The sequence below is a fragment of the Thermodesulfobacteriota bacterium genome, assembly GCA_040753795.1.
In the GTDB taxonomy this organism is placed as follows: domain Bacteria; phylum Desulfobacterota; class Desulfobacteria; order Desulfobacterales; family Desulfosudaceae; genus JBFMDX01.
In genome coordinates, this window is the sequence record JBFMDX010000003.1 from 1 (window position 1) to 12,726 (window position 12,726).

The 12,726-nt window shown below is 58.3% G+C and carries 12 protein-coding genes and 1 riboswitch; of the genes, 7 read left to right on the plus strand and 5 right to left on the minus strand.

Translation table 11 applies throughout. The annotated features are described in order from the left end of the window. Nucleotides 1–102: 102 nt before the first annotated feature. From AB1724_04900 to AB1724_04915, 4 genes are all read right to left on the minus strand, one after another. The gene (locus AB1724_04900; GenBank protein ID MEW6077125.1) at nucleotides 103–282 is read right to left on the minus strand and encodes a hypothetical protein; all 180 of its coding nucleotides are present in this window, start codon (nucleotides 280–282) and stop codon (nucleotides 103–105) included. Nucleotides 283–337: 55 nt separating this feature from the next. Then, nucleotides 338–1,561, minus strand: a complete 1,224-nt coding sequence (locus AB1724_04905) for a thiolase family protein (GenBank protein ID MEW6077126.1) — start codon at nucleotides 1,559–1,561, stop codon at nucleotides 338–340. Nucleotides 1,562–1,587: 26 nt separating this feature from the next. After that, a complete protein-coding gene (locus tag AB1724_04910; GenBank protein ID MEW6077127.1) occupies nucleotides 1,588–2,430 on the minus strand; it encodes a 4Fe-4S dicluster-binding protein in 843 nt (280 codons plus the stop codon). 181 nt (nucleotides 2,431–2,611) lie between these two features. Then, nucleotides 2,612–3,544 (minus strand): MerR family transcriptional regulator, encoded by a 933-nt coding sequence (locus AB1724_04915; GenBank protein ID MEW6077128.1) that lies wholly within the window; start codon nucleotides 3,542–3,544, stop codon nucleotides 2,612–2,614. Nucleotides 3,545–3,852: 308 nt separating this feature from the next. Between AB1724_04915 and AB1724_04920 the strand changes: the two genes are divergently transcribed. Together AB1724_04920 and AB1724_04925 are read left to right on the plus strand one after the other, a co-directional pair. Continuing rightward, nucleotides 3,853–4,890 carry a nitroreductase family protein gene (locus AB1724_04920; protein ID MEW6077129.1) on the plus strand — a complete coding sequence of 346 codons (1,038 nt, stop codon included), beginning with the start codon at nucleotides 3,853–3,855 and terminating at the stop codon, nucleotides 4,888–4,890. A 3-nt stretch (nucleotides 4,891–4,893) separates the two neighbouring features. Continuing rightward, nucleotides 4,894–6,516 carry a hypothetical protein gene (locus AB1724_04925; GenBank protein ID MEW6077130.1) on the plus strand — a complete coding sequence of 541 codons (1,623 nt, stop codon included), beginning with the start codon at nucleotides 4,894–4,896 and terminating at the stop codon, nucleotides 6,514–6,516. Nucleotides 6,517–6,573: 57 nt separating this feature from the next. On the opposite strand, the gene AB1724_04930 is transcribed toward AB1724_04925, so the two are convergent. Continuing rightward, nucleotides 6,574–7,293 carry an alpha/beta fold hydrolase gene (locus AB1724_04930; protein ID MEW6077131.1) on the minus strand — a complete coding sequence of 240 codons (720 nt, stop codon included), beginning with the start codon at nucleotides 7,291–7,293 and terminating at the stop codon, nucleotides 6,574–6,576. A gap of 14 nt (nucleotides 7,294–7,307) precedes the next feature. Here AB1724_04930 and AB1724_04935 point away from each other — a divergent pair, with 14 nt between their 5' ends. The 5 genes from AB1724_04935 (at nucleotide 7,308) to AB1724_04955 (ending at nucleotide 12,614) form a co-directional block, all read left to right on the plus strand. Further along, complete coding sequence (locus tag AB1724_04935; GenBank protein MEW6077132.1) at nucleotides 7,308–8,048, plus strand: ion channel; 741 nt, start codon at nucleotides 7,308–7,310, stop codon at nucleotides 8,046–8,048. A gap of 44 nt (nucleotides 8,049–8,092) precedes the next feature. Beyond that, a riboswitch (cobalamin riboswitch) is annotated at nucleotides 8,093–8,303 on the plus strand. Between the two features lie 127 nt (nucleotides 8,304–8,430). Then, complete coding sequence (locus AB1724_04940) at nucleotides 8,431–8,691, plus strand: hypothetical protein (protein ID MEW6077133.1); 261 nt, start codon at nucleotides 8,431–8,433, stop codon at nucleotides 8,689–8,691. A gap of 25 nt (nucleotides 8,692–8,716) precedes the next feature. Then, nucleotides 8,717–10,756, plus strand: coding sequence for an adenosylcobinamide amidohydrolase (locus AB1724_04945; GenBank protein MEW6077134.1), 2,040 nt, complete (start codon nucleotides 8,717–8,719; stop codon nucleotides 10,754–10,756). Continuing rightward, nucleotides 10,753–11,607 carry an ABC transporter substrate-binding protein gene (locus AB1724_04950; GenBank protein MEW6077135.1) on the plus strand — a complete coding sequence of 285 codons (855 nt, stop codon included), beginning with the start codon at nucleotides 10,753–10,755 and terminating at the stop codon, nucleotides 11,605–11,607. Before AB1724_04945 ends, AB1724_04950 begins: the two co-directional genes overlap by 4 nt. Further along, nucleotides 11,604–12,614, plus strand: coding sequence for an iron ABC transporter permease (locus AB1724_04955; protein MEW6077136.1), 1,011 nt, complete (start codon nucleotides 11,604–11,606; stop codon nucleotides 12,612–12,614). The genes AB1724_04950 and AB1724_04955 overlap by 4 nt, the downstream gene beginning before the upstream one ends. Nucleotides 12,615–12,726: the final 112 nt, after the last annotated feature.

Consider the following 12,726-nt stretch of genomic DNA (forward strand, 5'->3'; position numbering starts at 1 on the left):
ACTACGTTACGTTACCTCGGCGAAAAGACACTGGTGGAAAGGCAAGGCGGAGACCGTGAGCAAAAAACGATTTTTGCTAATAGAGGAGTGTTTTTTGTTGACTCACTTTCTCATAGGCGGCTTGACCCCGGCCTTGTCAAACCGCCGGCGGTTAAAAGGGGTGTGCTCATATTGCCAGTGCAGGGCATTTTTGAGTTTTTCCAGCTGCAGCGCCTTCATTTCCACGGTGTTCAGCTTCGGTTCAATATCCATGTTCCAGTAAGTTCTGTCGCTGTGTTCCATGATTCTCCCCTATCCTTTATTGCTTGATATCAACAACCGATTTACCCGGGTCCTGTTACCGTTTGAATATGTGAAGGGCCATGGCCGCCGCGTCAACTCCCAGGATCCCGCCGCCGTTATGGGTCATACCGATTTTGGCGTCCTTGATCTGGCGCTTGCCCGCTTTTCCCTGCAGTTGATGAACGATCTCGTGCACCTGCCCCAGGCCGGTAGCGCCGATGGGGTGGCCCTTGGCGGCCAGACCACCGGAGGGGTTGGAGGCGATAGTACCGTCGATTTCCAGCCGCCCTTCATCGATCCAGCGGGGCGCTTCCTCGCCGGGGCAGACACCCAGTTCGATCAGGGTGATGATCTCCGACGGCGAGGTGGCGTCGTGGACCTCGATCACGTTCAGATCCCTGGGCCCGATCCCGGCCTTTTCAAAGGCTTTCGGACCCAGCCGCCGGGTCAGGGTGTCGGACAGGTCATCGCAGATCCTGCCGCTGCCCACTACCGAGGACGCGATCCAGACCGGCCGGGTTGTGAATTGCGCGGCCTTCTCCTTTGAACAGACAATGGCCGCCGCGCTGCCGTCGCTGACCGGGGAACACATCATCCGCGTCAGGGGAAAGGCCACGTCCCCGGAATTGAGCACCTCTTCCAGGGTGACTTCCTTCTGGTACATGGCATGGGGGTTATTGGCCCCGTTCCGGTGACTTTTCACCGCCAGCTTGGCAAAGTGCTCCTGGGTCAGGCCGTAGCGCTTCATGTACTGCCGGGTATAATAGGCGTACATGTCCATGAATATGCTTTTGCTCTTGCCGCTGTCGTCGCTTAAAATCTTCTCGCCGGACTGCTGCCGCTTCTGGAAATCGGCCAGAAATTTTTCCACCATCTGGATATCCACGGCGGTGCCCAGGGCCATGAAGGATTTGAGTTTGTTCGTATCGTACAGTTTTTCAAACCCCACCACCAGCACGCAGTCATAAATACCGGCGCCGACGGCGGTCCAGGCCAGGTTCAGGGCCGACGACGAACTGGCGCAGGCGTTCTCCACGTTATACATGGGTATACTGTCGATCCCCATGGCGCTCAGGCAAACTTGCGCCTTGATCTGTTCCTGGCCCGTCATGACACCCGGCACCGCCGACCCGACATAGGCGGCTTCGATATCGCCGAACTGAATGCCGGCGTCGGCCACCGCCGCCCGGACCGCTTCGGCCACCAGATCCTTGATTCCCTTATCGGCGTATTTTCCGAACCGCATCATGCCGGCGCCGATTATCGCCACATCGCGCATCGCTTGCTCCCTTCTCTATTCACAGTTTATCTTACATTCACTTTTTCGTCGCTTAGTCGTTTAACCGACTTGGTCCGCACATCGTAATAGACCTGCCGGGGTTCAAACCCCAGTGCCCGGGTGGGGCAATGCTCCACACACAGGCCGCACCCCCGGCATTTGGACTGATCCACCATGACCTTATCGTCTCCGGCATAGGAAATGGCTTCATGCAGACACCACTTGGAACACTCCCGGCAGCCGATACAGTCGCCGCGGTTGGAGGCCGAGGCCACCACAAAACTGGGGATGCCGCCCCAGCGGGCTTCCGGCGCCCGGTAGGTGGCGCAACGCCAGTCGCAGTTGCACACCCAGATGACGTTGGCGTCCCACAGCCAGCCCACGCTCTGCCAGGCCCCCCGGGAGCGCCAACCGGCTACCAGGTCCTTGGCCTCCTGTTTGTTAAGCGGCTTGACATCGGTGTTGGCCGTATCCTTCATCCAGATATCGGCGGCAATGTTCATGGCAATGCAGCGGTAGAGCGGCGCCTCCCCCTTGTGCCGGTCCATGACCTGGTGACAGAGGCAGGGCATCAGGGCCAGTTCATTGGCCATGTCGATGGTTTTGAAGGCCGACTCCCGGTCCGGCAGAAACTGCATGCCGTGGAGGGTCTTGGCAAACCAGCTGAGCAGTTCCCGGCTGACAAACGGCATCTTTTTCGCGGTGTAATCGGGCTGCTTGGCCCGGACCAGGTTCAACCCGATGCTGATCAGCGGATTCAGTTTCCGGCTGACCAGATCCCGGAACACGCCCAGAGACCGGATCCGATGCTTTTCCTTATCTAGGTACCAGAGTTTTTCAGCGTTATGCTCGCCGCAGGTCAGGCACATCACTCCTCCTCAAATATGGTTTTCTTCTTCATATGCCCAGTAGACCGTTTAGTCAAGTAATAATTTAAAAAAATGATAACTTCTTAATATTTGTTTTAATATCAAATAATTATAAAATAAATGCGATGAGACTGCCTGATGGTCAGTTAGTAGATAGAATGGCCGATGGGCCGTATGCAGGTTATTTTTCAGGAGGAACCGGCAATCGCTCCCCGGCCCCGACCAGGCCGTATGCCAGCAGGTTGTAAATATGGATTTTCATGGCCTCCATTGAAAGGTCGCTGTTGATTTCCCGCATGTAATAGGTGTTTTCCACTATCGCAATCATCAGACTGGCCATCATTTCCACATTTACCGGCTGAAAAATCCCCCGGGTGATGGCTTTTTTAATATCGGATTCCAGCGGCCCGCGGATGGACAGGTATGTCTTCTGCCCCAGTTCCTTCAACTTCGGATCCGTATCCGCCATGGCCTCTTTGGCCAGCTGAAGAATGATACAGAACTCCTCCAGGGCGTTTAAGGCCAGCTGGAAACGCATCTCCAGACGTTCCACCGGGTTGTATAGTTTGCGAATATCATCCCAGCCGCTGGAAAACATTTCCTCGAAGATCCGGGGAACGCATTCCAGGAAGAGTTCCTTTTTATCGGAGAAATAGAAATAAAAAGTTCCTTTCCCGATATCCAGTTCACGGGTGAGATCATTCAAACGCGTATTGTTGTATCCACACTTCCGGAACATTTCGCAGCCCACGGAAAGGATGCGTTCCCGGGTTTTCTGGCTGTTGCGGCCACGGGTTTTCTTGCGGACGGTATCGGGCCGGACTTCTCCTTCAACGGCATCAACCGTATAATAATCGGACACCTTTCTTTCGCTGGCCGGGGCAATGTCCTTGACCAGATCTTTAACGGAAAACAGCGACTCTCCCCGCTGCCTGGCTTTCTTGATCACCTGAAGCTGCCGGATATGGGAGTCGTCATAATAGGCCATGGTTTTTCCCGTCTTTAAAGGCTTGTTCAGCAATCCGGACTGTATATAAAAATGGATCCTTCTTCTGGGCACATCGGTTATCTTTTCTATTTCCGCGATACGATACAATCGCTGGTGCTTGTTCATAATCCCTCCTCATGCTGCGGTAATGGCCGGTTTTAAATAGTAACTATACATAACATGCGCATGGACTGAAAGCAAATAGAAAATCACCTGCACGGAATTTTTTTTAGCAGAGACTAAATTACCATATTGAATAAATTGACAAATAATATTAATCAGAGCCATAATCGATAAATCAAACGGCTGTCTGGATAAAAAAAACAACTTGACTGGCCAGTCAAAAAAAAATATAAATGCACGATAGTCATATTCAACATGTCCATCGTTTTCGGAAGATAATATTCGGCATTTTTAGTATTTAAGGAGGCCTGATGCTGTTTGAAAAACACCGGCTGGTGACGTTTCCGCCGGCAACTTACTCCCGTTTTGTTCTTGATGAGGAAAAGTGTACCGGATGCGGCCGCTGCGTTAATTCCTGCCCGATTCAATTACTGATGGTCAACGACAATAAAAAAGCGGCTCCCAATGACCGTTATGATCATTTCCGCTGCATCACCTGCCAGAACTGCATGGCCGCCTGCCCCCAGGGCGCCATTACCATTGAAGGCGATTACCGCGTCCCCAGGGGGTTCTGGAAAAACGCCCATCTTTTTACCGGCGGCAAGACCGACCCATTGCCGATTCGCGGCAGAGAAAGTTACCAGGCCTGTGAACCGGATCTGACCGAAACGGAACGGGTGATTTACAACCGCCGCAGCATCCGGCTTTACAAAAAAAAGCCCGTTCCCCGGGAGTTGATCCACCGGGTCATCGAAGCCGGCCGTTTCGCCCCCTCGGCCGGCAACAATCAGCCCTGGAAATTTATCGTCATTCAAAATAAGGAGCTGATCGACGAGATCGACCTCAAATGCAAGAAGTTCTGCCGCCTGGTCATGCGAGGCACCATGCCCCGGCCCTGGATCGACAAACAGGTGCCGGGCGACAAAACCGCGACGCTGAAACCATGGCAGACCGTCCTCACCCGGCTGCTGATCGCCCTGCGGGGCCCCAACGAACTCGATCCCCGGGCACGCGGCGGCATCAACGCCATTGTCAGCGACCCGGATTACCACACCTTCTTTCACGCGCCGGCGCTGATCATCCTGCTGGCGGACCGGCGAGGCATCGGCTCCATCGAGCTGGACACCGGCATCTGCGGTCAGAACATGGTGCTGGCCGCCCATTCCCTGGGCCTGGGAACCTGCTGGGTCAGCCTGATCGAAGGTCTCCAGGGTTTCCCCAGATTAAGGAAACAACTGGGCATCACCGATCCCTTTAAAATCATCACATCCCTGGCCCTGGGGTATCCGCAGGGGAAAATCGACAACATCGTCAAAAGGGAACAGGCCCGGGTGGTATGGCATGAATAGCCTATGATTCACCGCCGTTTTTCCGACACTGCCGCCATCGGCCTGATCGTTGCCTACTTAGGGCTGCTTTGTTTTCGATATGGCAGCATCCCCGGCGGTATCAGCAACGATGCGGCCCAGGAGGTGATGACGGGCTACAATGCCGTCTGGCGGGACGGGTTCCCGGTTATGGCCTTTGACCCGCATACCAACGGCGTCGAGACGCTGTGGGTCGGGATCGCGGGCGTTCTGGTGGCCGTTCTGGGCCATGACACCCTGGCCGCCGTCATGTCTAGCTGGCTGGCCGTCGTCCTCATGCTGGTTTTTCTTTTTCTTCTGGCCCGGCAACACCGAAAACACCTTGATCCGCTGATTGTTGTCCTGGTCGCCATGACCCTGCCCTGGCTTTTTCATTACGGCCGCGGCGCGCTGCGGGGCATATCCTCGGCAACCTTCATGGCGGCCTCCCTGGCGGGCCTGTCCTGCTTCCTGCAAAACCCGCGGGGCTGGCGCGGACCGCTGGCCCTGGGCACACCGCTGGCCCTGGGTATCTACGCCTACACCAGTTCCCGGATCCCGCCGCTGGCCTATGCTGTTGTCGCGATCATCCATATCGCCACGGCCCCCGGGAGACGCCGGGCATGGTTCGTTCAGCACCTGCGGACGGTCATCATCGCGACGATTGTTTCCATTCCCAACATCATCTATGCCGCGGCCAACCCGCTTCTCTTCTTCTGCCGCGGCGCCTACAATACGCCTGCCTCTCCGGCCGACCGGATTCATCATGTCGCGGACAGCCTGGCGGTACCGCTCTGGTACCGGAACGACCTCTATAACACGATCATCAAATTACGCGGAGAAGGCCTGCGCTGGGCGTTTGATGCCGCCGCCGTCGTCCTGCCCAAAGCCGGCATCAGTCCCGTGCCGATCATCATCGGACTGGCGGCGCTGGCAGGACTGATCCTGTGGCGGATTCGCCGCAGGGAATACGGTCAACTGCATCGCGTTCTTCTATTGGCCGTCTTGACCTATCTTGCGGCGGCCCTGCTGATCGGGTTCATGGGACCCAGCCTGACCCGCCTGACGGTCATGATCCCGATTGTCGTACTGCTGGCGTCGCTGCCGCTGACCCTGCTCGCCCGCAAGTTCGGCGGCGCCGGCCGGGCGGGGGTCATCCTCCTGCTGGCGATCCTCCTGGTTCAGAATACTCATGACTATTTCCGGCTTACGCCGCAAACGCGCTGGGACTGCACCAGCCATGCGGCCATGTCCGCCGCCCGCGTGGCGGCCCGCATCGCCGGGCAGGGCAATCAGGTGCTGCTGATCGTCAGCCGGGATCTCAACGCGGCCAGATACTATTCGTTCGATCACCGCCGGCAAATCACCGTCTCCGAATTTCACCAGCGCCCCTTTGATCCCGTTGAACTCGAACCGGCAACCGGCCAGGTCGATGCCATCGTTGTGTCCCTCGATCCGATTGGCGGCCCTTACCATCATGCCCCCCAGATGCGGGAAGCCGCCCGCTATTACTCGTGCCGCTATAAAATCGCCGAAACCGGTGAGGATCCGCCTTATGTCGTGTTTGAGACCGGCAAACCCGGGCGGCGGCCCGGGAGCTCCCCCCCGGGCATTCCCGGCGGGCACTGATTTTTGCGGGCACGCTACCCGATAAAAATCAGTTCGGCATCCTTATGCCATCCGGAATCATTGGCTGAATTGCCCCTGTTTCAGGAAAACAATGGTCTGATCGATGGCCTGCCGGTTATCCATGATAAAAGGATGGGTGGCGTGGATAACGATATGGTCTTTCATCCCGTCGACTCGTGTCGCCGCCACCGACACCTTGCCGTCATCGGGACCGGGAATCATCCGGGACAGAAGCAGATTGACGGAGCGGTCCCCGGCGATCACGCCCGCCTCAAAATTCACCGGGCCAAGACTGCGGGGAAGGCTGTCGCCGCCGGTGCCGAGCTGCCCGCCGGCCGGACCGTTTAACCATTTGAAGGCGAAATTGTCTTTCAGCCGGTCGACCGCTTCGCTGCCGCTGTTGGGCGGCGCCATCATGACCACCCGGCCGAGATCGGGAAGCGGATATCGGGACAGGTAATACCGGACCAGGATGCCGCCCATGGAATGGGTGACAAAATGGATCTTTCCGGCGCCGTTGCGGCGGCATTCCGCCACGGCCGCGGGGATCACTTTTTCCGCCAGTTCCTGGACGGTCGCCGTCCGCGAGGGATAGCCCGCGTTCATAACGCCGTAGCCCTCGGCGACAAGCCGGGAGGCAAGGTCTTGCATCGACCGCTCCGTCCGGGCCAGGCCGTGAAGAAGGATGACATATTCGGTTGGGTCCGCAACGGCACCGCGAGTCTGTGTAAAGCACACCAGACACCCCGCCACCATGATCATCAACCCCGCTTTCATGAACGGCAATCCTCTTGAATAAAATTAAAGCCATCCTGTTTGATACCATGTATAATACTTGCATGGACAGCAAAAATTCAGTACCTCTCTGGCATCATATCACCCGGCGGCACCCGTCCGCGTTTCTTCTTGCCGCTCAACTGGTGAGCCTGGCGCTTTATGTGATGCTGGAAAATGTGCCCGGGGGGCAGTTTATTCTCGGCATTGTCGGAATGCTGATCCTTCTGCTGGTGGTCTGGGTCGTTATTCACAGTCCGGCCATCAACTGGATCGCCTGGAGTATTGCCGGAGCGGTATTTCTTCTTTCCGCCATGGCCTGGCTGCAGGACAACCCCTCCCTGCTGATATGGGCGGCACTGCCCCAGGCCGTCCTTTATTTTTACGGGGCAGGCGGGCTGATCGTCCATATGATGGGAGATGAAAACGTCACCACCGATGATCTGTTTGCCGCCGGCGCGACCTTTACCCTGATCGCCTGGGGCTTTGCCTATCTTTATCTTATCTGCCAGGCGTGGAGCCCCGGGGCCTTTGCCTATGCCGCCCACTCGCGGGATCCGCTGAACTTCATCGAACTGCTGTTCTTAAGTTTCGCCAACCTGTCGGCAACGGGCCTGAGCGATATTATCCCTGCCTCCGCCCCCTCCCGGGTACTGGTGATGCTCGAGCAGTTCGCCGGCGTCGCCTATATCGCCGTGGTCGTCTCACGGCTGATCGGGCTGACCATCACCCGCCGTCAGGACAGGGGCGCACCCTGATCTTAAAGTTTTGCCTTGACAAATCAGACCCCGCCGGCATAGAAAATATGGAATCTTGTTCGGGTCTCTCAAAGCGAGAGTAAAAGGGAACTCCGTGAGAACCGGAGACGGGCCCGCCGCTGTAATCCCGCCTTTTCCGGATGAATATGGAAAAGGACCCCTTTCAGCCATTGTAGGCCACTGTCCGCGCGCGGATGGGAAGGCTGCTGAAAGGGCGGGAGAGTCAGAAGACCTGCCCGGGCAAGACAATGGCGCCTGCCGTGGCAGCAGGCCGATCATGATCGATTGACGGATAAAAAAGGGAAATCCCGGATCGAAACCTATTTTCGGTCCGGTTTTTTTTTTGCCCGGACCCTGACGTGTTGGAAAGGAGACAGCCGTTATGAGGACCGGGGTGATCGTTTACGTCATGGAAAAGAATTTCCCCTTTGACAGAGAGCCTGAACTGGCCGAGGAGATCAGGCGTTACCATCAGGCGGACGCGGTGGAAATCGTTTCCTGCGGGCAGCGGCACTTTGATGTCATGGACGCCTGGTGGAAACTGACCACCAGAGGCATGCAGCGGTTTATCTGCGTGTTCGCCGGATACGGCCGCCATTCAACGCCGGCCCAAAACCGGCGCCATCTCAGGCTCTGTAAATAACCGTTCGATTGAAGGAGAAAAAGCCATGGGCAAACACCCGGCCGGATTCCCCCGGATATGGATATGGTTCCCGACGATCGTCCTGACCCTGCTGGCCCTGCCTGCGTTCAGCCTGCCCGTCACCATCACCGACGCGGATGACCGGCCGGTGACCATCACCCGTGCTCCGCAGCGGGTGGTCAGCCTGGTGCCGGCCGTCACGGAGATCATTGCCGCCATCGGCGCCGGGGAGGCGGTCAAAGGCATCACCTGCCATGACGCGGATTCCATTGCGGGCGGAAACGTCACCACGGTGGGCGGGTTCGCCTCCCCGGACCTTGAAATTATCGCCTCGCTGAATCCGGACATCATTTTCATCTCCGACCTGCATCCGTCCGTAAAAGACCGGTGGAAGAACTCCCCCTGCCCCGTCGTCTGTTTTCCGATCAGTTCCATTGCTGACAGCCTGGAGGTTATCGATCAGCTGGGCCGGATTTTCGACAGGCAGAATCAGGCCGGGGCCGTTATCCGCGGCATCCATGAAGATATCGACCTGATCGCGAAAAAAACCGCCCGCATCCCGCCCCGGGAAAGGCGGCGGGTCATCCGGCTGATGGGCGACAAAGCCGTCATGACCCCGGGCCAGGGCTCATTTCAGAACGAAATGATCCGGGCCGCCGGCGGCATTGCCCACGCCATTGACCGGAACGGCACCGTCATCCCCGTCTCCGTTGAACAGTGGCGGGCCTTTGATCCCCAGGTCATTTACGGCTGCGATGGAGACGAGCGCGTGGCAGCGGCGTTCTTCAATCTTCCCGGATGGAAGGAGGTGTCGGCCGTAAGGTCGGGCCGGATCACCTATTTCCCCTGCGATCTGACCTGCCGGGCGGCGACGCATACCGGCGAATTCGTCTCCTGGCTGGCCGCCTCCATTTATACGGATTCTTTCTCCAACCCGGCCAACCTGGTATTAAAGGAAGGCATAATGGAGACCGCCGGCCTGGCCACCGCGACGGATCTGCCCGTTTACGTAAAAAACGCCCGCATCGTCCGCAGCCGGCTGTACGACTTTATCCACAAAACGCTGGTTCTGGACTTTGCCAGGCCCACAACCGTCCTCTCTTCGCTGGAAGGGTGGCGGGACAACATCCGGACCGTGGGAAATCACTACCTGCCCCCGCCCTGCTGGCCCATCAGTCACCAGATCGGGTGGGACCCGTTCCGAAACCACGTGCTGAATGTTCTCGGCCAGGACCAGGCGGACACGTCCTTTCTCTATACCGGCGCGGACATGGACCACCTGTCCGCGCGGAAGAAGACATACCGGGACCTGACCGTATGGGCCCTGGTCACGGCCGGGGTCTCATCCAACGCCATGCGCATGTCGGCCGACGAAGGACTCTATTATGAGCCGGGGACCATCAATATCATCCTGCTGGCGAACACGGCCTTAAGCCGGCGGGCCATGACCCGGGCCGTCATCACGGCCACGGAAGCCAAGACGGCCGCCCTCCAGGACATGGACATCCGCAGCAGTTACAGCGGGAAAAGCTGCCAGGCCACCGGCACCGGCACCGACCAGGTCATCGTCATCCAGGGCGCGGGGAATCAGGCCCTGGACAACGCCGAAGGTCACTCCCGCCTGGGCCAGCTCATCGCCGAAACGGTTTACGCCGGGGTCCGGGAAGCGGTGGCAAAACAGAACCGCCTGACGGAGAAACGCGGCGTGTTTCGCCGTCTGGAAGAACGCGGGATTTCCCTCTACGGCCTGGTCGACCTGACCTCCTGTGAATGCAACCGGCCGGAAAGCGCCATGGTGGCCGAGCTGGAAAAGCGTCTGCTGGACCCGGCTGTCGCCGGGTTTATCGAACTGGCCCTGGCGGTCAGCGATGACCATGAAAAAGGCCTGCTGACGGATCTGACCGCCTTCAACCGCCTGGCCCTTGACATCTGTTCGCAGGTAGCGGAAAAAGAGGTAACGCGGATCAGGGATCACATCACCCGGGATGACCTGCCGGTGGTGATGGCAACGACATTCAACGCCCTGCTGACCGGGATTTATCAACGGCAGCCGGAACAACCATGAAACCATTGTTCTCGATATTACTGCTGATCGGGGGATTGGCCGTAAGCGCCCTGCCGGCCGAGGCCGAGCCTCCCCGGCGCATCGTTTCCCTGGGGCCGGTCATCACCGAAATGATTTACCTGCTGGGCGCCGAGGACAGCCTGATCGCCGACACGGTCTATTGCAACGTGCCGGAAGCGGCCAGGGAAAAAACAAAAATCGGCAACATCATTCAGGTGGATGTGGAAAAAATCATCAGCCTGGCGCCGGACATCGTGCTGGCCAACCCCCTGGACAGCGCCAAACAGTTGGATACCCTGCGGAAGATGGGCATCCGGGTGGTACAGTTTGACAACCCGGCCACCTTTGACAAAATATGCGCCATGATGGACGAGCTGGGCAGGCTGCTGGGCCGGGAAGATCAAGCCCGGGCCGTTATCGCCGAGGCAAAAGCGGCGGTCGATACCGTTGTATCGCGGACCCGCCGATTGCCGCCCCGTAAAGTGTTTATTCAGATCGGCATGAACCCGCTGCACACCTCCCCCGAGGGGACGTTTATCCATGAATACATCACCTTTTCCGGCGGCATCAATGTGGCGGCCCATGAAAAATCAGGCAACTACAGCCGGGAAAAAGTGCTGGAGACCAATCCCGACGTCATTCTCATCTCCGGTATGGGAACGGACACGGCCGGGGCCGAGCAGGAGAAACGGACATGGCTGAATTATTCCTCACTGAACGCGGCCCGGACCGGGGAGGTCCACGTCATCGACTCGGAGATCCTGTGCAGCCCGACGCCGGTCAGTTTTGCCGACGCCCTGGCCTATGTGGCTGCCCTGATTCATCCGCCGCATCCGGGTGAACTCCCATGAAAAACACGAGAGCCATCAAATACGCCGCCGTCCTGGTCATCCTGCTGGCCGTGCTGGCGTGCGCCTGCCTCCTGTCCCTGTGCGCCGGGTCGGCGGATATCCCGTTCCGGGACATCCCGGGGCTGCTCTTCGGCGGCGGCGAAAGCATCCAGCGGAACATCCTGATGGATATCCGCCTGCCCCGGCTGATCCTGGGTATCCTGATCGGCGGCGCCCTGAGCCTGGCGGGCGCCCTGCTCCAGGGGATGTTCCGCAATCCCCTGGTGGAACCCTACACCCTGGGGATATCGGGCGGCGCTTCCCTGGGCATATGCCTCAATATCCTTTTCAAATGGGACCATGTCCTCGGCGTCATCGCCTACCCCCTGGCCGGGTTCGCCGGCGCGGCCGCGGTCGTGCTGGCGGTCTATTTTCTCAGCCTGAACGCGGGGTCCCTGAAAACCAACCACATGCTGCTGACCGGCGTCATGATCAGTTTCGTGTCCTCCTCCCTGATCATGCTGATTATGGCCATTGCCCGTTCCGACGACATCCATACCATCGTGCTCTGGACCATGGGTTCCCTGGACGTGCCGAACATGAAACTGGTCAAAATCGCCGCCGCCGGAATTCTGGCCGGGCTGGTCGCGAGCCTTTTCTTCTGCCTGGACTTGAACGCCCTGGCCCTGGGGGAAGAGGAAGCCGCCTCCCTGGGCGTCAACGTGGACCGGACCAAAAAGTGGCTGTTCGTGCTGGCCTCCCTGCTGACCGGCCTGAGCGTGTCCGTGGCCGGGATCATCGGTTTTGTCGGGCTGATCGTGCCCCATCTCATGCGGCTGGTCATCGGCCCCGACCATCGGCTGCTGCTGATCGGCTCGTTCCTGGCGGGGGCGTCGTTTCTGGTCCTGTGCGATATCGCCGCCCGCACCGTGATCGCCCCCCTGGAGCTGCCGGTGGGGGTCATCACCGGCATCATCGGCGGGACGGTATTTATTTACGCCCTGGGGAAGAGGCAGGTCACGTTGTAGAGGGGTTCAAGGGGACAAGGATTCAAGGGGTCGAGGGGTCAAGTAACTCCCATAATTACAGGCCATCGAACGTTTGAGAATTCGATAGTTGACTGCCCCGGAAATATGATTC